Source organism: Actinoplanes sp. L3-i22, assembly GCF_019704555.1.
Taxonomy (GTDB): domain Bacteria; phylum Actinomycetota; class Actinomycetes; order Mycobacteriales; family Micromonosporaceae; genus Actinoplanes.
On record NZ_AP024745.1, the window covers coordinates 5,655,241 to 5,676,365 of the forward strand.

At 72.2% G+C, this 21,125-nt stretch carries 19 protein-coding genes; 12 read left to right on the forward strand and 7 right to left on the reverse strand.

What is annotated here, in order from left to right; all coding sequences use genetic code 11:
- Positions 1-9: 9 nt before the first annotated feature.
- Complete coding sequence (locus L3i22_RS25165) at positions 10-1,005, reverse strand: glycoside hydrolase family 11 protein (protein ID WP_221329410.1); 996 nt, start codon at positions 1,003-1,005, stop codon at positions 10-12.
- Positions 1,006-1,374: 369 nt separating this feature from the next.
- Between L3i22_RS25165 and adhE the strand changes: the two genes are divergently transcribed.
- Positions 1,375-3,981 (forward strand): bifunctional acetaldehyde-CoA/alcohol dehydrogenase, encoded by a 2,607-nt coding sequence (adhE, locus tag L3i22_RS25170; RefSeq protein ID WP_255658571.1) that lies wholly within the window; start codon positions 1,375-1,377, stop codon positions 3,979-3,981.
- 75 nt (positions 3,982-4,056) lie between these two features.
- Here adhE and L3i22_RS25175 read toward each other — a convergent pair whose 3' ends face one another.
- Together L3i22_RS25175 and L3i22_RS25180 are read right to left on the reverse strand one after the other, a co-directional pair.
- Entirely contained in the window at positions 4,057-4,551 is a 495-nt protein-coding gene (locus L3i22_RS25175) for a universal stress protein (RefSeq protein WP_221329412.1), read from the reverse strand.
- Positions 4,552-4,572: 21 nt separating this feature from the next.
- Positions 4,573-5,454 (reverse strand): universal stress protein, encoded by an 882-nt coding sequence (locus L3i22_RS25180; RefSeq protein WP_221329413.1) that lies wholly within the window; start codon positions 5,452-5,454, stop codon positions 4,573-4,575.
- A gap of 135 nt (positions 5,455-5,589) precedes the next feature.
- On the opposite strand from L3i22_RS25180, the gene L3i22_RS25185 reads away from it, so the two are divergent.
- Positions 5,590-6,279 carry a CBS domain-containing protein gene (locus tag L3i22_RS25185; RefSeq protein ID WP_221329414.1) on the forward strand — a complete coding sequence of 230 codons (690 nt, stop codon included), beginning with the start codon at positions 5,590-5,592 and terminating at the stop codon, positions 6,277-6,279.
- Positions 6,280-6,291: 12 nt separating this feature from the next.
- Here L3i22_RS25185 and L3i22_RS25190 read toward each other — a convergent pair whose 3' ends face one another.
- Positions 6,292-6,480: a DUF1918 domain-containing protein gene (locus L3i22_RS25190; RefSeq protein WP_221329415.1), complete on the reverse strand. Its 189-nt coding sequence runs from the start codon at positions 6,478-6,480 to the stop codon at positions 6,292-6,294.
- A 182-nt stretch (positions 6,481-6,662) separates the two neighbouring features.
- Between L3i22_RS25190 and ppdK the strand changes: the two genes are divergently transcribed.
- The 6 genes from ppdK to L3i22_RS25220 all read left to right on the forward strand — a co-directional run bounded on the left by ppdK (position 6,663) and on the right by L3i22_RS25220 (position 13,487).
- Entirely contained in the window at positions 6,663-9,278 is a 2,616-nt protein-coding gene (gene ppdK, locus L3i22_RS25195; RefSeq protein WP_221329416.1) for a pyruvate, phosphate dikinase, read from the forward strand.
- A gap of 9 nt (positions 9,279-9,287) precedes the next feature.
- Positions 9,288-9,653: a hypothetical protein gene (locus tag L3i22_RS25200; RefSeq protein ID WP_221329417.1), complete on the forward strand. Its 366-nt coding sequence runs from the start codon at positions 9,288-9,290 to the stop codon at positions 9,651-9,653.
- Positions 9,654-9,707: 54 nt separating this feature from the next.
- Entirely contained in the window at positions 9,708-11,432 is a 1,725-nt protein-coding gene (locus tag L3i22_RS25205; protein WP_255658573.1) for a GAF domain-containing sensor histidine kinase, read from the forward strand.
- An 88-nt stretch (positions 11,433-11,520) separates the two neighbouring features.
- Positions 11,521-11,748, forward strand: coding sequence for an SHOCT domain-containing protein (locus L3i22_RS25210; protein ID WP_221329418.1), 228 nt, complete (start codon positions 11,521-11,523; stop codon positions 11,746-11,748).
- An 11-nt stretch (positions 11,749-11,759) separates the two neighbouring features.
- Entirely contained in the window at positions 11,760-12,761 is a 1,002-nt protein-coding gene (locus tag L3i22_RS25215) for a nitroreductase family protein (protein WP_221329419.1), read from the forward strand.
- A 57-nt stretch (positions 12,762-12,818) separates the two neighbouring features.
- A complete protein-coding gene (locus L3i22_RS25220) occupies positions 12,819-13,487 on the forward strand; it encodes a DUF4389 domain-containing protein (protein WP_221329420.1) in 669 nt (222 codons plus the stop codon).
- On the opposite strand, the gene L3i22_RS25225 is transcribed toward L3i22_RS25220, so the two are convergent.
- On the reverse strand, positions 13,488-14,567 hold the full coding sequence (locus L3i22_RS25225) for an enolase C-terminal domain-like protein (RefSeq protein WP_221329421.1): 1,080 nt from the start codon (positions 14,565-14,567) through the stop codon (positions 13,488-13,490).
- A 109-nt stretch (positions 14,568-14,676) separates the two neighbouring features.
- Here L3i22_RS25225 and L3i22_RS25230 point away from each other — a divergent pair, with 109 nt between their 5' ends.
- Positions 14,677-16,155 (forward strand): diguanylate cyclase, encoded by a 1,479-nt coding sequence (locus L3i22_RS25230; RefSeq protein ID WP_221329422.1) that lies wholly within the window; start codon positions 14,677-14,679, stop codon positions 16,153-16,155.
- 177 nt (positions 16,156-16,332) lie between these two features.
- Here L3i22_RS25230 and L3i22_RS25235 read toward each other — a convergent pair whose 3' ends face one another.
- On the reverse strand, positions 16,333-16,935 hold the full coding sequence (locus L3i22_RS25235; protein ID WP_221329423.1) for a TetR/AcrR family transcriptional regulator: 603 nt from the start codon (positions 16,933-16,935) through the stop codon (positions 16,333-16,335).
- Positions 16,936-17,032: 97 nt separating this feature from the next.
- Between L3i22_RS25235 and L3i22_RS25240 the strand changes: the two genes are divergently transcribed.
- Genes L3i22_RS25240 through eis form a run of 3 tightly spaced genes read left to right on the forward strand, consistent with a single transcriptional unit; the run spans position 17,033 to position 20,401 of the window.
- The gene (locus L3i22_RS25240) at positions 17,033-18,103 is read left to right on the forward strand and encodes a YbhN family protein (RefSeq protein ID WP_221329424.1); all 1,071 of its coding nucleotides are present in this window, start codon (positions 17,033-17,035) and stop codon (positions 18,101-18,103) included.
- A 3-nt stretch (positions 18,104-18,106) separates the two neighbouring features.
- Entirely contained in the window at positions 18,107-19,171 is a 1,065-nt protein-coding gene (locus L3i22_RS25245) for a YbhN family protein (RefSeq protein ID WP_255658577.1), read from the forward strand.
- A 51-nt stretch (positions 19,172-19,222) separates the two neighbouring features.
- Positions 19,223-20,401: an enhanced intracellular survival protein Eis gene (eis, locus tag L3i22_RS25250; RefSeq protein WP_221329425.1), complete on the forward strand. Its 1,179-nt coding sequence runs from the start codon at positions 19,223-19,225 to the stop codon at positions 20,399-20,401.
- Positions 20,402-20,503: 102 nt separating this feature from the next.
- On the opposite strand, the gene L3i22_RS25255 is transcribed toward eis, so the two are convergent.
- The gene (locus tag L3i22_RS25255; protein ID WP_221329426.1) at positions 20,504-21,031 is read right to left on the reverse strand and encodes a GNAT family N-acetyltransferase; all 528 of its coding nucleotides are present in this window, start codon (positions 21,029-21,031) and stop codon (positions 20,504-20,506) included.
- Positions 21,032-21,125 lie beyond the last annotated feature (94 nt).

The window sequence follows — 21,125 nt, forward strand, 5'->3', positions numbered from 1 at the left end:
GTACGGGGGTCAGCTCGCGCTGCAGGACACCGACGGCCAGGTCCAGTTGCCGTTGGCCTGGATGGTCACGCCGAAGGTGTTGCCGCTGCCGTTCGGCGTGGCGACCAGGGTCTGCGCGCTCGGGTAGCTCGCCGTGGTGTTCCAGGTGGCGATGCTCTTCGCCGGCGACGGGATGTTCATCGTCACGGTCCAGTTGCTGGAGCCGGAGACGGCGACGTTCAGGTTGTACCGGTCGCTCCACTGCTGACCGGCCGAGAGGGTCGCGGTGCAGCCACCGCCGCCGGTCGGCGGGGGAGTGGTGGTGCCGCCGCCACCGGTCGTGCCGCCGACCGTGATGTTGGAGTTGCCGCTGCTCTGATAGCCCTCGGTGGCCAGGATCTGGTAGTTGAACGTGCCCAGGTTCATGCCCTTGGACGCCCAGGCGTCGAAGTGGTTGCCGGTGGTGATCGTGCCGCCGGTGCGCTTCGACTGGCGGACGCTCCAGTACTGGTAGAACGTGGCGGTGCCCTGGATCGAGGGCTGGTTGACCCGCTGCGTGCGGTAGATGTCGTAGGTGCCGCCGTCACTGCTCACGGTGCCCATGAACGTGCCGGTCGGGCGGTAGGTGCCCCAGTTGTCGACGATGTAGTACTCGATCAGCGGGCTGGTGGTCCAGCCGTACAGGGTCAGGTAGGCGTTGCCGCTCGGGTTGAACGACCCGGAGTAGCTGACCGCCCGGCGCGCGCCGGTGGACCAGCCCTTGCCGGCGACGAAGTTGTTGATGCCGCTCCACTGGGTGCTGTATTGACCGCCGGCACCCATGGTCATGCTGACGTTGCCGCTGTCCTTCCAGAACGAGTAGTAGTAGCCGTTGTTCGTGCCGGTCTGATTGGTCGTGACGGTGGTGTCGGCCCGGGCCGGGCCGGCGAACGTCGCGCCGGTGACGGCGACCACCACGGCGCAGGCGGCGCCGAACACCGCTCGAAGACGGCCGCGATGGCGGGTGGGGTGGGGAGCGTCGGGCATGTCGGGCTCCTTCGGGGGAGGCCTGGGGACGGCCAGGCAGCGGGACGGGAATCGACGGTGGGCGATCCCTGTCGGTAGCGCGAGTATTGGCCCGCCGTCACTCCACTGTCAACAACTTACGGAAATATTCCGGTAGCAATCCGTTCGCCGGGCCGGGCAAAATCCCAGCTCAGTCCCGCATGTAACGGGTTTCATTGCGACTCGACTTCGTAACAACGGCGAAGTTGCGGACACCTCCACCGAAAGTTTCGGAGCGCCGGGGTCGATGGCCCGTGCCCGTCGGGACCAGCGGCCCTGCCGCCCGCGTCGCGCGTCGAGTGACATGGAGGTGCTGACGCCAACGACTGTTGAGGTGACAAGTTCATGACCGTGGACCCGCATGTTGTGATCACGATCGATGCCCTGGTGGACGCCGGCGCGAAGGCGCTCGCCGACTACGGCTCCTTCGACCAGGCGACGATCGATCACATCGTCAAGAAGGCGTCGGTGGCGGCTCTCGACCGGCATGCCGCGCTGGCGCGGCTCGCCGTGGAGGAGACCGGCCGCGGTGTCTTCGAGGACAAGGCGGTCAAGAACATCTTCGCCTGCGAGCACGTGACGCACAGCATGGCGAAGCTGCGCACGGTCGGGGTGATCAGCGAGGACGAGGTCAGCGGCATCACCGAGATCGCCGACCCGGTCGGCGTGGTCGCCGGCATCACCCCGGTGACCAACCCGACCTCGACGGTGATCTTCAAGGCGCTGCTGGCGCTGAAGACCCGCAATCCGATCGTGTTCGCCTTCCACCCGGCGGCGCAGCGATGCAGCGTCGAGGCGGCCCGGATCGTCCGCGACGCGGCGGTCGCGGCCGGGGCGCCGGCCAACTGCGTCCAGTGGATCGAGCACCCGTCGGTCGAGGCCACCACGGCCCTGATGCACCACCCGGGCATCGCCACCATCCTGGCGACCGGGGGGAACAGCATGGTCCGGGCGGCCTACTCGGCGGGCAAACCGGCCCTCGGGGTCGGCGCGGGCAACGTGCCGGCCTACATCGAGGCCAGCGCGCGGATCAAGCGCGCGGTCAACGACATCGTGCTGTCGAAGTCGTTCGACAACGGCATGATCTGCGCCTCCGAGCAGGCCGCGATCATCGACGACGAGATCTACGACGCCGTCGTCGAGGAGTTCCGCGGCCTGCACGCGCATGTCGCCTCGGCCGACGAGAAGCGTCTGCTGGAGCAGTTCATCTTCGGTGCGGCCGCGTTCGGTTCGGCGTGCGGCGGCGCGAAACTCAACCCCGACGTGGTCGGCCAGTCCGCCGCCTGGATCGCCGGGCGGGCCGGCTTCAGCGTGCCGGCGGACACCTCGGTGATCCTGGCCGAGGTCGGCGAGGTCGGCCCGGACGAGCCGCTGACCAGGGAGAAGCTCTGCCCGGTACTGGCCGTGCTGCGGGTCGCGTCACGGGCGGAGGGGCTGGACGCCGCCGCGGCGATGGTCGAGTTCCACGGGCTGGGCCACAGCGCGGTCATCCACACCGAGGACGAGCAGCTGGCCGTCGAGTACGGCAAGCGGGTCAAGGCGGTCCGGGTGATCTGGAACTCGCCGGCCTCGCAGGGCGGCATCGGCGACATGTACAACGCGTTCCGGCCGTCACTGACGCTGGGCTGCGGCAGCTACGGGCACAACTCGGTGTCCGACAACATCTCGGCGATCAACCTCATCAACGTCAAGCGGGTCGGACGACGGACCAACAACATGCAGTGGTTCAAGGTGCCTTCGAAGATCTACTTCGAGCCGTACGCCATCCGGTACCTGACCGACATGCCCGACGTCCGCCGCGTCACCGTCGTCACCGACGCGACCATGACCCGGCTGGGCTTCGTGGAACGTATCGATCAGGTCCTGCAACGCCGTCCGGACCGGGTCGTGGTCCAGATCATCGACGATGTCGAGCCCGAGCCGCGGATGACCACGGTCGAGCGCGGCGCCGAGCTGATGCGCTCCTTCCGGCCCGACACGATCATCGCGCTGGGCGGTGGTTCGGCGATGGACGCCGCCAAGGTGATGTGGCTCAAGTACGAGCACCCGGAGATCGACTTCGAGGACATGCGGGAGAAGTTCTTCGACATCCGCAAGCGGGCGTTCGCGTTCCCCGGCCTCGGCGCGAAGGCCCAGCTGGTCTGCGTGCCGACCACGTCGGGCACCGGCGCGGAGGTGACGCCGTTCGCGGTCATCACCGACCACCGCACCGGCAAGAAGTACCCGCTCGCCGACTACGCGCTGACCCCGACGGTCGCGATCGTCGATCCGGTGCTGACCGCCAGCATGCCGCGGACCATCGCCGCCGACAGCGGCTTCGACGCGCTGACCCACGCGATCGAGGCGTACGTGTCGGTCTACGCCAACGACTTCACCGACGGTCTCGCCCTGCAGGCGATCCGGCTGATCTTCGCGAACCTGGAACGCTCGGTGATCCACGGCGACAGCGAGGCCCGGGAACGGATGCACAACGCCGGAACGATCGCCGGCATGGCGTTCGGCAGCGCCTTCCTCGGCATCGTGCACGCCATGTCACACACCCTCGGGGCGACCTTCCACATCGCGCACGGGCGTACCAACGCGGTGCTGCTGCCGCACGTGATCCGCTACAACGGCAGCGTCCCGTCGAAGCTGTCCGGCTGGCCGAAGTACGAGAGCTACCGTGCCCCGCAGCGCTTCGCCGAGATCGCCACCATGCTCGGCCTGCCCGCGCCGACACCCGCCGAGGCGGTGGAAGCACTCGCCGGCGCCGTCGAACGGCTGCGCGACCAGGTCGGCATCGAGTCCAGCTTCGCCCGGATCGGCGTCGACGAGCAGGCGTTCCTGGCCGCCCTGCCGCAACAGGCACTCAACGCCTACGAGGACCAGTGCGCGCCGGCGAACCCGCGGATGCCCATGCTCGACGACATGCAAGGGTTGATGCGGGCGGCCTACTACGGGGCCGGTCCGGCGGCCTGACGGCGGCACCGCCCGGTCGCGTCCAACGCCGACCGGCCCGGAACCCCAGGTCCCGGGCCGGTCGGCGGAGTCCGGTCAGCGCTGCGCGGTCTCGGTGCGCAGGGCCGGTTCCGGCTCCGCCTTGCCCGTGCCGGCCTTGCCCGTGCCGGACGGGATCACCACGACCGGGCAGGTCGCCTGGCGGATGCAGGCCTCGCTGACCGAGCCGAGGACCCGGTGCCGCAGCCCGCTGTGCCCGTGGCTGCCCAGCACGAGGAAGTCTGAGTCCCGCGCGGCGGCGGTCAGGACCTCGGCCGGCGATCCCTCGATCAGCTCCCGGGCGATCGGCAGGGCCGAACCGTGCTCGGCGATCACCGCCTCGACCTCCCGGTCGAGGACCAGGCCGGCCTGCCGGCGCTCCTCCTCGGGCGAGGTCGCGGTGACCACGTCGGTCTCGATGCCGTCCCAGTGCCAGGCCAGCACCGCTCGTACCGCGGTGCCCGGGCCGGCGGCCTCGCGGGCCGCCCACCGCAGTGCGCGGCGGCCGCTCGCGGAGCCGTCCACTCCCACGACGATCAGGTGATTCCTCATGTCTGCCTCCTTCGCGGATGGTCAGCGGGTCTTTCCGTCCCGGGGCCGGATGATCATGACCGGGCACTCGGCGTGGTGCAGCAGCTGCAGTCCGGTCGAGCCGAGCAGGGTTCCGGCGATGACGCCGTGCCCGCGGCTGCCGACGATCACCAGCTGGGCTCCGTGCGAGACGCCGACCAGGACACCGGCGGCGCCGTCGTGCGAGATCAGGGTCTCCACCGGGACGTCCGGGAACTTCGCCCGCCACGGCGCCACCTGCTCGACGAGCCGGGCGCGTTCGGCGGCGTCCTGCTGCGGGGTGTCCACCGAGGCGTGCGGCAGCGTGCCCCGGTAGTGCGGGTACGGCGGCAGGTAGGAGCGGACCAGCACCAGGTCGGCACCGCGCTGATGGGCCGCCGTGAACGCGGCCTCCAGCACGCCGTCGGCGGCGGGGGAGTCGTCCACCCCGGCCACCACCGGCCGGTCGCCGCCCGCGGGGCTCCCGTGGATCACGGCCACCGGGCAGTGGGCGTGCGTGGCGACCCGCTGGCTGACCGAGCCGAGGCGGAGTCCGGCGAACCCGCCGAGCCCCCGGGAGCCGAGCACCATCAGGTCCGCGGTCGCCGAGTCGATGATCAACTGGGCGGCCGGATCCCCGACCAGGACATCGGTCTCGATCTCGATCGCCGGGGCGGCCTCGCGCGCCCGGCCGGCCAGGCCGGCCACCAGGCCGTCGGCGTGCCGGCGCTCGGTCTCGAACAGGTCGCCGGCGTATCCGTACCGGGAGGTCTGCCAGTCCCAGTCCATGACGGTGACGACGCGCAACGGCTGTCCGCGGCGCTCTGCCTCCGCCGCGGCCCACACGATCGCGGACCGGCCGGGCTCGGTACCGTCCGCCGCGACGACGACGGTCTGTGTCCGCATGACGTCCTCCCTCTCCTGGTCTTGTCTCGCATCGTCATCCCGGTCGATGCCCGCCGGTCAGGGCCGTAAGCCCCTGTTCGCCGGGACCTGGGGCGGTCACGGTGAGAACAGGAGACGTGGAGAGGGAGGATTACCGTGCGGACCTGGAAGCTCGGCGATGTGATGACCCGCGACGTGGTGTCGGTCCGGGAGGACGCCACCTATCGGGAGCTGGTGGACCTGCTGGTGGAGCGGCGGATCAGCGCCGTGCCGGTGATCGACGACGTCGGGCGGGTCATCGGCGTGGTCTCCGAGGCGGACCTGCTTCGCAAGATCGAACACGATGGCGACGAGCAGCCCCGGATCTTCGAGCGGCGCCGCCGCCGGGACGAGCGGGCGAAGGCCTCGGCCCGGACGGCCGCCGGCCTGATGAGCATTCCGCCGGTGGTGGCCCCGGAGGGCATGCCGATCGCCGCGGCGGCCCGCCTGATGGAGACGCACGGGGTCAAGCGGCTGCCGGTGACCGACGACCGCGGCCGGCTGGTCGGGATCGCGTCCCGCGGCGACCTGTTGCGCACCCACCTGCGTACGGACGAGGAGATCGGTACCGAGGTCCGGATCGGGGTGCTGCGCACGTTCCTGATCGACGAGGCCGACGGCGTCACGGTCGCGGTCACCGACGGGGTCGTCGACCTCGCCGGGAACGTCGACCGCCGGTCCTCGGCGGACCTGGCGGAACGGCTGACCCGGAAGGTCGACGGTGTGGTCGAGGTGCGGTCCAGCCTGGGCTACGCCTTCGACGACCGGAAGTTGGACCACCCGCAGGATCCGTTCGTGACGTACTGAGGAGCACCGGGCTCAGGAAGCCGCCTCGATCCGCGCGGTGGGCCCGGGAATGATCAGCGTGGTGTGGTCGTTGTCCAGCCACCGGACCCGGTAGGGCGGGTGCCCGCCGGCCCGGCCCACCGCGGTGATGACGCCTTCCCGCCGGTGGCCGTGGGGGCCGTCCACTTCGATGACGATCCGGTCGCCCGTCCTGGCCATCATGATGCCTCTCCCGTCTCGTTCGTGACCGCGGTCCCCGTCCTCCCATTGGACGCCCGGGCGCGGCGAGGGAACAGGGCTTCCGGACCCGCCGGGGCGGGCCGGCGGCCCTACTCGGTGGGGACGCCCGCGGACTAGCAAGGAGGGGAGAAGGCGAACCGCGAGCGAGCGAGGGTGGGATTCAGGTGTCTGGATACGTCTACGACTTCGGTGACGGCAACAAGGACCTCAAGGACCTGCTCGGCGGCAAGGGTGCGAACCTCGCCGAGATGACCCGGATGGGCCTGCCGGTGCCGCCCGGGTTCATCATCAGCACCGAGGCGTGCCGGGCCTATCTGCGCTCGGGGGCGATGCCGGCCGGTCTGCTCAGCGAGGTGGAGGAACATCTGCAGGCCTTGGAAGCCGGCCTCGGCAAGCGCTTCGGCGACCAGAAGGATCCGTTGCTGCTCTCGGTGCGCTCCGGTGCCGCGTTCTCGATGCCGGGGATGATGGAGACGATCCTGGACATCGGCCTCAACGACCGCAGCGTGACCGGCCTGGCTCAGCAGAGCGGCGACGAGCGGTTCGCCTGGGACTCCTACCGGCGCCTGATCCAGATGTTCGGCCGGACGGTGTTCGACATTCCGGCCGAGGCGTTCGGGTCCGAGCCGGGGGACGAGCCGCGGGACCTGGTCGAGACGTACAAGAAAGTCTTTGAGACGCAGACCGGCCAGGTCTTCCCGCAGGCCCCGCACGAACAGCTGTTCCTGGCGATCGGGGCGGTCTTCCGGTCGTGGAACGCCGAACGGGCGGTGCTCTACCGCCGGCGCGAGCGCATCCCGCAGGACCTGGGCACCGCGGTCAACGTGATGGCGATGGTCTTCGGCAATCGCGGCGACGACTCCGGGACCGGGGTGGCGTTCACCCGGGATCCGGCCACCGGACGGCGCGGCAGCTACGGCGACTACCTGCGGAACGCCCAGGGCGAGGACGTGGTCGCCGGCATCCGCAACACGATGTCCCTGGGCGAACTGGCCGACGTCGACTCGGTGAGCTACGCGCAGCTGCTGTCGATCATGGAGAGGCTGGAGCAGCGCTACCGCGACCTGTGCGACATCGAGTTCACCATCGAGCACGGCAAGCTCTGGATGCTGCAGACCCGGGTCGGCAAGCGCACCCCGGCCGCCGCCTTCGTGATCGCCGCCCAGCTCGTCGAGGAGGGTGCGATCACGCTCGACGAGGCGCTGCGGCGGGTCACCGGCGAACAGCTGGCCCAGCTGATGTTCCCGAGCTTCGACGAGAGCGCCGCCCCGGAGCCGCTGACCACCGGGGTACCGGCCTCGCCCGGCGCCGCGGTCGGCGCCCTGGTCTTCGACTCCGCGGCCGCCGCCGCCGCGGACGGGCCGGTCATCCTGGTCCGCCGGGAGACCAACCCGGACGACCTGCCCGGCATGATCGCCGCCCAGGGCGTCCTGACCGCCCGCGGCGGCAAGACCTCGCACGCCGCCGTGGTCGCCCGCGGCATGGGCAAGACCTGCGTGTGCGGCGCCGAGGAGATCCGGATCGGGCCGGACTCGTTCACCGTCGGCGACCGGACCGTGCGGGCCGGCGAGGTGATCTCGATCGACGGGGCGAACGGCCGGGTCTACCCCGGCCCGGTGCCGGTGCACGCCTCCGAGGTGGTGCGCTACTTCGAGGGCGAGGCGAGCGCGTACGGCGATCCGCTGCTGTCCGCGATCGAGCGCCTGATGACCCACGCCGATCACGTCGCCCGGCTCGGCGTGCACGCCAATGCCGACACCGGCGCGGACGCGGCCCGGGCCCGCCGGTTCGGCGCCACCGGGGTCGGCCTGTGCCGCACCGAGCACATGTTCCTCGGCGACCGCCGGGTCCTGGTCGAGCGGCTGATCCTGGCCGGGACCGAGGCCGAGCGCGACGACGCGCTGGCGGCCCTGCTGCCGCTGCAGCGCGCCGACTTCGAACAGCTGCTGACGGCCATGGACGGGCTGCCGGTGACCATCCGGCTGATCGATCCGCCGCTGCACGAGTTCCTGCCGCCGCTGGCGGAGCTGACCGCCCGGGTCGCCCGGGCCGAGGCGCTCGGCGAGGACGCCGGGCACGCCGGGGTGCTGCTCAACGCGGTCCGCCGGATGCACGAGTCGAATCCGATGCTGGGCCTGCGCGGCGTACGGCTCGGTCTGGTGATTCCCGGCCTGTTCGCGATGCAGGTCCGCGCGGTGGCGCAGGCCGCCGCGGCCCGGGTCGCCGCGGGCGGTGACCCCCGGCCGGAGATCATGGTGCCGCTGGTCGGCACGGTTCAGGAGCTCGAGATCGTCCGGGCGGAGGCCGAGTCGGTCCTCGCCTCGGTCCCGGGCGCCCCGCCGATCCGGATCGGCACCATGATCGAGGTGCCCCGGGCCGCGCTGACCGCCGGGCAGATCGCGGCCGCCGCGGACTTCTTCTCCTTCGGCACCAACGATCTCACCCAGATGACCTGGGGCTTCTCCCGCGACGACGTGGAGGGCGCGTTCTTCGGCCGCTACCTGGAGCTGGGGGTCTTCGCGTCCTCGCCGTTCGAGACGCTGGACCGGGACGGCGTCGGCGAACTGGTGCGGATCGCGGTGGAGCGTGGCCGCGCCGCCCGGCCCGGGCTGACCGCCGGCGTCTGCGGCGAGCACGGCGGCGATCCCGCCTCGGTGCGGTTCTTCCACGACGCCGGCCTCGACTACGTCTCGTGCTCGCCGTTCCGGGTGCCGGTCGCGCGGCTGGAGGCGGGCCGGGCCGCGGTAGCCGCCGGCACGACCGGTTCGGACAGCCGATAGGAGCGGGCGATGACCACGACATACGACGGGCGGCCGGGGACGGCCGCCCCGGAGGGCCGGATCACGGTCCTTCCGGTGACCGACGGCGATCGCGCGGTCGGGGCCTGGATCGTCGGCCCGGACACCGCGGTCTACCGCCCGGTCGTGGACCTCGACCGGCTGGCCGGGGCGGTCCTGGCGGCGGTCGGCGCGGTGGTCGTCGCGGTGGCCGTGACCACGGCGGCGACCCGGCGCCGGCCGGCCATCGGCGCGGTCACGATGGGTCCCGGCGGCTGGGTCAGCGTCAAGCGCACCGGCTGCCCCCCGCTCCGCCCGGCCGGGCATCGTCCCTGGTGGGCCCGCCTGCTCGGGGCGTATCGCGTGACCCCGGAGTGAATCGTCCCGGCCCGGTCCGTTCCAGAGTGGAGGCCGCGCCAGTAGGCTGGCGGCATGGTCGAGCAGGCGGCTGCCGGCGAGCGGCCGGAGCCGCTCTCCCTGGGCCTTCCGCCGTTGTCCCGGGTCCGGCTGGACGAGCTGCTCCAGGAGATGCTCGACCGCGTCGGTGACGTGGTGACCAGCCGCGAGCGGCTGCGCGCGCTGCTCGACGCGGTCGTCGGCATCGGCACCGACCTCGACCTGTCCAGCACCCTGCGGCGCATCGTGACGGCGGCGTGCGCCCTGGTCGGGGCGAAGTACGGCGCGCTGGGCGTGCTCGCGCCGGACCACGGCAGCCTCGCCGACTTCGTCACCCACGGCGTGGACCCGGCCACGCACGCCCGGATCGGCGACCTGCCGCACGGGCGCGGCATGCTCGGCCTGCTGATCACCGATCCGGAGCCGGTCCGGCTGCCGGAGATCCGCGAGCACCCGAACTCGTTCGGCTTCCCGCCGAACCATCCGCCGATGCACAGCTTCCTGGGCGTCCCGGTCCGCACCCGGGGGCAGATCTTCGGCAACCTCTACCTGTCCGAGAAGCGGGGCGCCGTCGAGTTCACCGACGACGACGAGGAGATCGTGATCGCCCTGGCCGCGGCGGCCGGCATCGCCATCGACAACGCCCGCCTCTACGAGCTGGCCCAGCGCCGGGAACGCTGGCTCGCCGCGACCGCCGAGATCACCAGTGTGCTGCTCGGCACCGTGCGGCGGACCGAGGCGCTGCGGCTGATCGCCCGCCGGGCCCGCGAGGTGGCCGCCGCCGAGCTGGTCCTGGTCATGCTCTACGACGAGGACAACAGCCGGTACGTGATCGAGGCGGCGGAGGGCGCGGACCCGGTCTGTGCCCAGCTGTGCGGCCGGTTCGTCCCGGTCGACCGGGATACCGTCGCGGCGCTCGGCCAGGAGAGTTACCGCGCCGTCGAGAACCTGCGCGCGGTCACCGACTGGCCGGGCGAGATTCCCGCCGTGCCCGCCCTGGCGGCGCCGCTCACCGGCACCGACGCGCTGCGGGGCGTCCTGATCGTCACCCAGCCGGCCGGCCAGGCGACCGGGGAGGAGGACGCCGTGCTGCTGTCCACCTTCGCCGGGCAGGCCGCCCTGGCCCTGGACCGGGCCCGGGCCCAGGAGGAACGCCGGCAGCTGGCGGTGCTCGAGGACCGCGAGCGGATCGCCCGGGACCTGCACGACGTGGTGATCCAGCGGCTGTTCGCCACCGGCATGCAGCTGCAGGCCATGGTGCACCAGGTCACCAGGCCGGACGCGGTCAAGCGGATCAACACCGCGGTCGACGACCTGGACGCGACGATCCGCGACATCCGCCGCTCCATCTTCGAGCTGCGGGCCCCGGTCGGGCCGTCGCTGCGCGGCGAGATCCACCAGGTGGTCGAGGCGGTGGCGGCGAGTCTGGGCTTCCGGCCCACCCTGGACACCAACGGCCCGCTGGACAGCGCGGTCCCCGACGACATCGTGCCCGACCTGCTCGCCGTCCTGCGGGAGCTGCTGTCGAACGTGGCCCGGCACGCACAGGCGTCCAGCGCCCGGGTGTCGGTGTCGGCGACCGCCGACGAGCTGGTGCTCTGCGTGCAGGACGACGGGGTGGGCACCGACCCCGGCACGGCCCGGGGCGGCCTGGTCAACGTCCGCGGGCGTGCCGAGGATCTCGGCGGTTCCCTCGGGATCGGCCCGGCCCGCGGCGGCGCCGGCACAGTGGTGACCTGGCGGGTCCCGCTCGCCGGCTGACCCGGCCGGGGGAGTCGTCCGGCACTGACCGGCAGCGCCCGGCGGGCCGACGATGGAGGTGCGAAAGAAAAAAGAGAGGAGCACTTCCATGATGTACGACTATCCGCACGTCATGTCGATGGGATCGGGCTGGGCCGTGATCGTCGTGTCGCTCCTTCTCGCGATCGCCGTCGCCGCCGTGGTGGCCGCCTGGCCGGCGCGCCGCGGGAGCGGCTCCGGGCCCGAGCGGGTGCTGGCCGACCGGTTCGCCCGTGGCGAGATCGACGCGGAGGAGTACGAGCAGCGCCTGCGCACCCTGCAGATCTCCCGGCGCTGAGGGGAGGCACGATGAGCCCGTCGTTCGTCCCACCGTCGCGGGGCGTCCTCGACGACTGCGTGCGCCTGGCCACCACCGCGCCGTCGCTGCACAACAGCCAGCCGTGGAAGTTCCGGGTCACGCCGCCGGAGGTCGAGGTGTACGCCGACCCGGGGCGCCACCTGCCGGTGATCGACCCGGCTGGCCGTGAGCACCTGATCAGCGTCGGCGCGGCCGTGTTCACGTTGCGTCTCGCGATGCGCCGGGCCGGGTACGACGTCCGGTGCGACCTGCTCCCCGACCCGGCGGATCCGGCCCTGGCCGCCCGGGTCACCGCGGGCCGGGTGACGCCGGTCGACCAGCTCACCGAGCAGCTGGCCGCGGCGATCCCGCACCGGCACACCAACCGCTCGCCGTTCGCCGACGTCGCGGTGCCGGCGGGCGCCGTCGATCGCCTGCGGTCCGCGGCCCGCCGCGAGGGCGCGACGCTGACCGTCGCCGGCCCGGTGGCCCGCGACGCCATCCTGGGCCTGGCCCGGGCCGCCGACCGCCGGCTGCGGGAACGCCCGCACTACGCCGACGAGCTGCGCCGATGGACCGGGCAGAACGCCCGTCACGACGGCGTGCCGGTCTGGGCGGCGGCCCCGTGGGACGCCCTGGAGATCATGCCGATGCGGGACTTCGTCCCGGTGGGGCCGGGGCCCCGGCCGCGCGAGCCGTTCGAGCCGCATCCGACGATCATGGTGCTGGCCACCGCGGGTGACACCCGGGCGGACTGGTTGCGGGCCGGGATGGCGCTGCAACGGGTGCTGCTGACCGCGACCTGGCTCGGCCTGGCCACCACGCCGATCAGCCAGCCGGTCGAGGTGGCGGCGGTGCGATCGGTGCTCGGCCGGACGCCGGCGCAGATGGTCCTGCGGGTCGGCTACGGGCGGGTGTCCGGGCGTACCCCGCGCCGCCCGCTGTCCGAGGTGTTGCTGCCCGCCGGGCCGAGCCGGGTGACGGCCACCGGCAATGGGGACGAACGGCCCTGACCGGTTGGCGGCCGGTGCGCGACGGTGGGACGGACGAGACAACCTCCGGGAGGTGTCATGACCCGATATCCGGTACACGTCGAGGCACACCGTGACGAGCAGTTGAGCCGATGGCTCTGGCTGGTGAAATGGCTGCTGCTGATCCCGCACGTGGTGATCCTGGCGTTCCTGTGGCTCGGCCTGATCGTCGCGACCCTCGTCGCCTACCTCGCCGTGCTGTTCACCGGCCGCTACCCGGCCGGGCTCCGCGCCTACAACCTGGGTGTCCTGCGCTGGTCCTGGCGGGTCGGCTACTACGGCTACTACGCGCTGGGCACCGACCGGTACCCGCCGTTCACCCTGGCCGAGGTGCCGGACTACCCGGCCCGGCTGGCGGTCGAGGAGTCCGCGCCGCCACCGCGCTGGCTGCCGCTGGTGGCCTGGCTGTTCGCGATCCCGCACGGCCTCCTGCTCGGCGCGCTGGCCGGCGCCGGCACCCACCACTACGACGACACCTCGGTGACCGCCCGGCCGGTGAGCTTCGTCAGCCTGGTCCTGCTGGTCGTGGTGGTGAGCCTGCTGTTCACCGGGCGGTACCCGCAGGGCCTCTACGACCTGCTGGTCGGTATCGCCCGCTGGAACTTCCGGGTCGCCGCCTACCTGACCCTGCTCACCACCGTCTACCCACCGTTCCGCCTGGACCAGGGCGAACACGAACCGGGCGAGGCCGCCGACCCGGCCGGCTGATCAGGCCCCCAGCCGGCGGATCGCGGCCTCGTCCCACTCGATGCCGGCGCCCGGCCGCTCCGGGACCAGGACCTGCCCGTCACGGACCTGGACCGGCGCGGCCAGGACCGGCCGCGCGTGGTCCAGGTACTCCAGATACCCGGCGCCCGGGGTGACCGCCAGCAGGTGTGCGCTGAACTCCGGGAACGTGTGGCTGGAGGCGGGCAGGCTGGCCGCGTCGGCGAGGGCCATGGCCCGCAGCCAGCCGGTCACCCCGCCGATCTTCATCACGTCCAGCATCACGTGGTCGCTGGCCCCGGCCGCGATGCTCTTGGCCAGGTCGCGCGGGCCCCACCAGTTCTCGCCCAGCTGGATCGGGGTGACCGCGGCGGCGGCGATCCGGGCGTGCCCGGCGAAGTCCTCGGCGGTGGTCGGCTCCTCGATCCAGTACAGGCCCTCGTGGTCGAGCGCCCGGGCCCGCTCGATCGCCTCGCCGACCGTGAGGCTCTGGTTGTAGTCGACCATCAGCCGCGCGGCCGGCCCGACGACCGCGCGCAGCGCCCGGATCACCTCCAGGTCCCCGGCGAGGGGCCGGCCGCCGACCTTCACCTTGACCGCGGTGAACCCGGCGGCGACGAGTTCCTCCGCCTCCGCGACGGCGGCGCGGACCGCCATCCCGCGCAGCGACGCGTACGCGTCAACCGGCCCCGGCTCCCCGCCGAGCAGCGTCACGAGCGGCAGCCCGGCGGCGACCGCGCGCGCGTCCCACAGCGCCATGTCGATCCCGGCCATCGCCATCCCGGTCAGCCCCTGGGCCCCGGCCAGGCGGAACATCGCGTGCATCCGCCGGTGGACCGGCACCGGCGCGGCGGTGCCCCCGGCCAGCTCCGCGCCGACGGCGGTGACCAGACCGGCCAGCGGGCCGAGCGCCAGCGGCGTGTAACACCGCACGTACGAGCGCCCGACGACCCCTTCCCGGGTACGGACGTCGATCAGCACCAGCGGAGTGGTCGCCATGACGCCGCTCGCGGTCTCCACCGGCCGCTCCAGCGGCAGGTCGACCGCCCGCGCGACGACGGTCTCCACGGTGAGCGAGTCCATGATCCTCCTCCGCTGTCCTGGTACGGCAACGGTCAGTTTGCCCGGTTCCGCGGGTGTGGCGCTGTCCCGGAGGGCTTGAACCGCCGCCCCGCGTGCCGATCAGGTCTCCGTGAGCAACCGGCTGCTGACGCGGATCGCCGTCATCGTGCTGACAGGGATCGCCCTGCAGCTGGTGCTGCCGTTCCTGTCGGAGCGCGCCGGCCTGATCCTGGCCTGCCTGCCGATCGCGATCGCCGGCTGCTACTCGGCGGTCGGCTTCCGCCGGCAGGCCCGGGCGAACCGGGGCCGGCAGCGGATCGGGCTGATGCTCGGCGCCGGATCGGGCGGCCTGCTGGGCCTCTCGTACCTGCTCTACACGCTGGACGCGGTGCTGAACGGCGTGGCGCTGATCAACGGCGCGGCCAGCGCCACCAGCATCGGGGCCGCGGTGGTCGCGGTGCCGGCGATCCTGGTCGCGGTGCCCCCGTTCCCGAACCGGCTGGCCCGGGTCACCTACGTCATCGACGTCACCACGGTGACCGGCGCCATCTTCGCGACGTCGTGGCAGTCCGTCCTCGAACCGGTGGCGAGCCGCCTGGACACCGGCGCCCGGGCGATCTTCCTGATCACGATCATGCCCGAGGTGATCGCCGCCGCGCTGGCGCTGATGCTGATGTCGCGCCCGGCGGCCGGCCGATATCGATCAATGCGTCTGCTGGCCGCCGGCCTGGCCACGTTCGCGCTCGCCGCGATCATCAGCACCCACAATCATGGGTACGGCCTCGCCTGGTACGCCAACGGGCTCGGGGCCGTCTACTTCACCGCCGGCCTGATCGTCGGGCTGGCCAGTCAGACCATGGTCACGCCGAACGAGGCCGCGGACACCGGGGACGCCGAGCCGATCGCCGGCTCGTGGAGCATCCTGCCCTACCTGCCGGTCACCGTGGCCCTGCTCTCGGTGGCCGTTCCGTACGTACACACTGGGTCGTTGAGTCCGGTTCTGGTCTGGACCTTGTTGTCGACCTCGGTGCTCGCGATGCTGCGGCAGTTCCTCAACCTGCTCGCGGTCAAGGCCCTGATCACGGACCTGGAGGACCAGCGGCAGCGCCTCGATCACCAGGCGCATCACGACGTGCTGACCGGGCTGCCGAACCGGGCCGCCTTCTACACGATCGCGCCCGCCGTGCTGGAGCGGGCCCGGCCCGGGACCTGCACCGCCGTACTGTTGCTGGATCTCGATGGTTTCAAGATCATTAACGATACGTACGGTCACGCGGCCGGTGACGCCCTGCTGGTCGAAGCGGGCGCCCGGATCAGCGGCGCGCTCCGCCCGCAGGACACCGTGGCCCGCCTCGGCGGCGACGAGTTCGCGATCGTGATCACCGACGTGCCGGACCGGGCCGACGTGCCGGCCACCGGCGACCGCATCCTCGAACAGCTCGCCCAGCCGATGACGATCGGCGGGGTGACCCTGTTTCCCCGCGGCAGCGTCGGCATCAGCCTGGCCGACGGCCCCGGCCACGACATCGAGCGCCTGCTGCACGAGGCGGACCTGGCCCTCTACGCCGCCAAGGCGGCCGGCAAGGGCGTCGCCCGCCTGGCCGGCTGACCCCCGGTCGCCGGCCCCGGGCGACCCCGGCCGGCCACTGTCGCACCACGTGGCCGGGCTGTCCCGGAAGGCGGCCCGGTTTCCGGGCGGCCGCGGTCACGCCCAGCTCGCACAGCGCCATCACTGAAGTCATGCTGCTGAGCGGGCCGACGATTCGTTCGACCCAGCCGCGTGCCGCTACCGGGAGTGGGTCTCGTCGCCGGGGGCACCGGCCGGAGCGTCCGGGCCGCCGAGGACTTCCAGGGCGACGGTCAGCGCGGCCGCCATCACGTCCTGCTGGTCGGCCTCCTCCCACTCGGTGGAGATGGCGGCGCTCTGGATGGCGATGAAGGCGGTGCGGGCCCGGATCCGGTCGATCAGGGTGGCGTCCGGCCCGGCGAGCGCCTCGAACAGCCGCCGCTGACCGTTCTTGATCTCGGTCCCGAGCGGCAGGCAGGCGATCTCGGTGAAGTTCTCCCGGATCAGCCGGACCAGGTGCACGCTGCGGGCGGCCTGGTACTCGGCGAGCCGCCGCAGGAAGTCCTGGCGGCCGGCCAGCGTCGTGGCGTGCTCGGTGGCGTCGTCGACCAGCCCGTTGATGTGCTCCAGGTGGCCGAGCAGGATGCCGTTGAGGATGTCTTCCTTGGTCTTGAAGTGGAAGTACAGCGCGGCCTTGGTGACGCCGAGCTCGTCAGCGATCTCCCGCAGCGACGAGTTCGCGTAGCCCTTGGTCGCGAACATCCGCAGCGCGACGGCGAGGATCCGTTCGCGGGTGTCGGTGCGCCGGTTGTCGACCGTCAATGTGGTGCCTCCCACACGCCATTGAATAGCTTGACGGAAGGCTAGTCAAATCTCTACCGTCGGAGATACCTAACCGGCCGACTAGTAAAGGTGCGCCATGACCGTGCTGGTCGAGCCTATTCAGGTCGAGATCACCGAGCCCGTCACCCGCCGGACCAGGCGGTGGCTGCGGCCCGCGGCGGTGGCCGCGGTGCTGGTCATGTTCGGCGTCGAGCTCGCGATCGGCTGGCCGTCGCTGTCCTCGGCGCTGTCCCAGCTGCACGACCCGCGCCTGAGCTGGCTGGTCGCGGCGCTCGCCGTCGAGATGCTGGCGATGACCGCATACGCCCGGATGCAGCGCCGGCTGCTGCTCTCCGCCGGGCTGCGGGTGCCGCTCTACCGGTCCACGGCGCTCGCCTACGCCGCGCACTCGCTGAACGAGACGCTGCCGGGCGGGCCGGCGTTCTCCACCCAGTTCAACTACCAGCAGATGCGGCGCTTCGGGGCGACCCCGGCGATCGCGTCCTGGTGCATCGCGCTGTCCGGGATCCTGTCGACCACGGCGCTGGCGGTCGTCACCGCCGCCGGCGCGGTGCTCTCCGACGGCACCCCGCAGTGGTACAGCCTGGTCGCGCTGATCACCGTCACGGTCCTGATCGCCGTCGGGTTCCAGCAGGTCAACCGCCGCCCGGCGATCGCGGTGGCACCGGCCCGGGTCGCGCTCGGCTGGGTCAACCGGCTCCGTCGCCGCCCCGCCGACCAGGGGCTGGACCAGGTCGAGGGCTTCGTCGGCCAGCTCGGCTCGGCCCGCCTGACTCCCGGGCACGGCGCGGCGGCCGCCGTCTACGCCGTGCTGAACTGGGGATTCGACGCGGTCTGCCTGTGGATGTGTGTCCGGGCGGTCAGCGACGCCCCGATCAACCCGGCCCAGCTGCTGCTCGCGTTCTGCGCCGGGATGGCCGCGGGCACCATCACGCTCGTCCCCGGCGGTCTCGGCATCATCGACAGCGCGCTGATCCTGGGCCTGGTCACCGGCGGGATCGCCACGCCGACCGCGATCGCCGCGGTGGTCCTCTACCGGATCGTCAGCTTCGGCTTCATCATCGGCGCCGGCTGGATCAGCTGGCTGGTCATCCGGCAGCGGCACCCCGCAACGGTCAACCCGGCGCCCTATCGGCCGATTACCTAGGACATGACCCTGACCAGCGGCGCCACCCGGCCGATGACCGCCGCCCCGACCGAACCCCGCCGCGGCGGGCGCCGGTGGGTGCGGCCGGTGGCGGTGGCGGCGATCCTGGTCCTGTTCGCGGTCGAGCTCGTGGTCGGCTGGCCGTCGCTGTCCTCGGCGCTGTCGCAACTGCGGGCGCCCGACCCGGGCTGGCTGGCCGCCGCGGTGTTCGCCGAGGTGGCGGCGATGGGCACGTACGCCCGGATGCAGCGCCGACTGCTGCTCTCGGCCGGCCTGCGGGTGCCGATGTACCGCTCGGCGGCGCTCGCCTACGCGGCGCACTCGCTCAACGAGACGCTGCCGGGTGGGCCGGCGTTCTCCACCCAGTTCAACTACCAGCAGCTGCGCCGGTTCGGGGCGACGCCGGCGATCGCCTCGTGGTGCATCGCGCTGTCCGGCATCCTGTCCACCACCGCGCTCGCCGTGGTCACCGCGGTCGGCGCGCTGGCCTCCGACGGGACTCCGCAGTGGTACAACCTGGTCGGCCTGGTCGTCGTGATCGCGCTGATCGTCGTCGGGATCCGGCAGATCACCCGGCGCCCCGCCATGGTGGAGCCGCCGGCCCGGGCGGTGCTGGCCCGGGTCAACCGGCTGCGCCGCCGGCCCGCCGAGACCGGAATGGATCAGGTCCGCACGTTCGCCGAGCAGCTCGGCTCGGCCCGCCTCACCGCCGGGCACGGGGTCGCGGCCGCCATCTACGCCGTACTGAACTGGGGTCTCGACGCGGTCTGCCTGTGGATGTGCTTCCAGGCGGTCAGTGACGACCCGGTCAACCCGGCCCAGGTCCTGCTCGCGTTCTGCGCCGGGATGGCCGCCGGCACCGTGACGATCATCCCGGGCGGCCTCGGCATCATCGACAGCGCGCTGATCCTCGGCCTGGTCACCGGCGGTGTCGCCACCTCCACCGCGATCGCCGCGGTGGTCCTCTACCGGATCATCAGCTTCGGCTTCATCATCGGCGCCGGCTGGATCAGCTGGCTGATCATGCGCCGCCGGCACCGCGCCTACCTGGCGGCGCAGACAAGCTGATCCCGGCCAAATGGCGTGGACCCGGCGGCTTCCGATGACCAGGATGATCAAATGGACATCCGCCGAACCACCGCCGACGACCTCGAGAAGCTCATCGGGTTGAGCAGCTACGCCTTCGAGGCCACCCCGCTCACCCCGGCGCGGACCGAGGAGCTCCTCGCGTACATGCGCACCCGGCGCAACATCACGCTGGTCGCGGAGGAGGACGGCGAGACCCGGGCCAGCGTGAGTGGCATCCCGATGCGACAGAACGTGCGCGGCGCCGTCCACCCGATGCTCGGCGTCGGCGGTGTCCTCACCCACCCGCTGCACCGGCGGCGCGGGCACGTCCGGGTGCTGATGAACGCGCTGCTCGACCAGGCCCGCGCGGACGGCTACGCGGTCAGCGCGCTGCACCCGTTCCGGGCCGGCTTCTACCAGCGCCTCGGCTACGTCGGGCTGCCGGCGAACCGGACCGTCCGGGTCCGACCCGAGGTGCTCGGCGGCCTGCTCAAGCTGGACCTGCCCGGCGAGGTGCGGCTGCGCCGGATGGCCGAGGGCTGGGACGACCTGAGCGGCCTGCTGGACCGGCAGCTGCTCGACCGGCACGGCTTCGCCGAGTTCCCCGACTACCGGCGGGACCAGTGGCGCAAGGACGACGACCACTGGCTGGCCACCGTGCACCGGGACGGGCGGGTCACCGGCGCGCTGCCGTACCGGACCGCCGACTACGGCGGTGAGCTGACCGCCCGGCACCTGCTCTGCGACGACCCGATCAGCCGGACCCTGCTGCTGCGCTTCCTGGCCACGCACGTCGACCAGTTCTCGCACGTCAGCTTCGTGGTGGCGCCGGACGCGCGGCCGGAACTCTGGGCCACCGACTTCGCCGGCACGATCACCACCACCGTCACGGTCCCGCACCCGGCGCCGCCGATGGTCCGGGTCCTCGACCTGCCCGCGCTGACCGGCCTCCCGGTCGGCGAGAGCCGGATCGCGCTGACGATCACCGACGACCCGCTGATCGGCGGCGACTGGCTGCTGGACGGCGCCGACGGCAAGCTGTCGGTCAGCCCGGCCGGCGGGTCCTCCGACGTCCGGCTGACCGCGGCCGGCCTGTCCGCCCTGGTCTACGGCGTGCAGTCGGCCCAGGACCTGGTGGCCCTGGGCCTCGGCGTGATCCCGTCATCAGCCTGGCCCGCCCTGGACGCTCTGTTCCCGCCCGCCGACCCTTGGGTCTACCTGCAGTTCTAGCCGGGACCCTGGGCGAGGCGCGGGGCGGCCGGGGTGGCCGCCGCATCGCGACGGCCACCCCGGGGGCGGTGGCTACGGCCGTACCAAAGAAGGGTTTTGCATTTAGCGCAACTCGCCCGCGAGCAGGCCCATCAGGTGGGCGTCGCGCCACTGGCCGTCGCGGCGGTTGACCTGGCGCAGGCGGCCCTCGTCGACGAAGCCGATCTTGCGGTAGACGTGGTGGGCCGCGTCATTGCCGTCGAGCACGGTCAGCCAGATGCGGTGCAGGCGCATCCGGTCGAAGCCGTAGCGGCAGGCGGTGCGCATCGCGTCGGTGGCGTAGCCCTGGCCCCAGTAGTCCTTCTCGCCGAGGTAGATGTCGAGCTCGGCGATCCCGGTCTCCGGCTCCGCGCCGTGCAGCGCGATCAGGCCGATGAGCTTGCCGTCCTTGCGGCTCTCGACGCCGAACAGGGTGTTGTCGTAGGCGTTGCGCGGCCGCTCGCCGAGCGATTTCGCGACCGTCTCCGGCGACTGCGGGTAGCCCTCGGTCATGAACCGCATCACATCCGGATCATGGTTCCACCGCCACAGCGCGTCGGCGTCGCCGGGCCGCATCGCCCGCAGTTCGACCAGCTCACCCAGTGCGTTCACGAAACCCCCGAAGATCAAAATCCGATTTGCGTACGGCGAAGCGCGATCCGCCGGGAGCCTAGCGACTGGCCCGCGCCCGTTCGACCCAGTTTTC

Excerpts from the sequence above, each read along its gene's own strand:
- L3i22_RS25165 (WP_221329410.1), bottom strand. The coding sequence starts at position 1,005 with ATGCCCGACGCTCCCCACCCCACCCGCCATCGCGGCCGTCTTCGAGCG.
- L3i22_RS25175 (WP_221329412.1), bottom strand. The coding sequence starts at position 4,551 with ATGAGGAATCACCTGATCGTCGTGGGAGTGGACGGCTCCGCGAGCGGC.
- L3i22_RS25180 (WP_221329413.1), bottom strand. The coding sequence starts at position 5,454 with ATGCGGACACAGACCGTCGTCGTCGCGGCGGACGGTACCGAGCCCGGC.
- L3i22_RS25190 (WP_221329415.1), bottom strand. The coding sequence starts at position 6,480 with ATGATGGCCAGGACGGGCGACCGGATCGTCATCGAAGTGGACGGCCCC.
- L3i22_RS25200 (WP_221329417.1), top strand. The coding sequence starts at position 9,288 with ATGACCACGACATACGACGGGCGGCCGGGGACGGCCGCCCCGGAGGGC.
- L3i22_RS25205 (WP_255658573.1), top strand. The coding sequence starts at position 9,708 with ATGGTCGAGCAGGCGGCTGCCGGCGAGCGGCCGGAGCCGCTCTCCCTG.
- L3i22_RS25210 (WP_221329418.1), top strand. The coding sequence starts at position 11,521 with ATGATGTACGACTATCCGCACGTCATGTCGATGGGATCGGGCTGGGCC.
- L3i22_RS25215 (WP_221329419.1), top strand. The coding sequence starts at position 11,760 with ATGAGCCCGTCGTTCGTCCCACCGTCGCGGGGCGTCCTCGACGACTGC.
- L3i22_RS25220 (WP_221329420.1), top strand. The coding sequence starts at position 12,819 with ATGACCCGATATCCGGTACACGTCGAGGCACACCGTGACGAGCAGTTG.
- L3i22_RS25225 (WP_221329421.1), bottom strand. The coding sequence starts at position 14,567 with ATGGACTCGCTCACCGTGGAGACCGTCGTCGCGCGGGCGGTCGACCTG.
- L3i22_RS25240 (WP_221329424.1), top strand. The coding sequence starts at position 17,033 with ATGACCGTGCTGGTCGAGCCTATTCAGGTCGAGATCACCGAGCCCGTC.
- L3i22_RS25245 (WP_255658577.1), top strand. The coding sequence starts at position 18,107 with ATGACCCTGACCAGCGGCGCCACCCGGCCGATGACCGCCGCCCCGACC.
- eis (WP_221329425.1), top strand. The coding sequence starts at position 19,223 with ATGGACATCCGCCGAACCACCGCCGACGACCTCGAGAAGCTCATCGGG.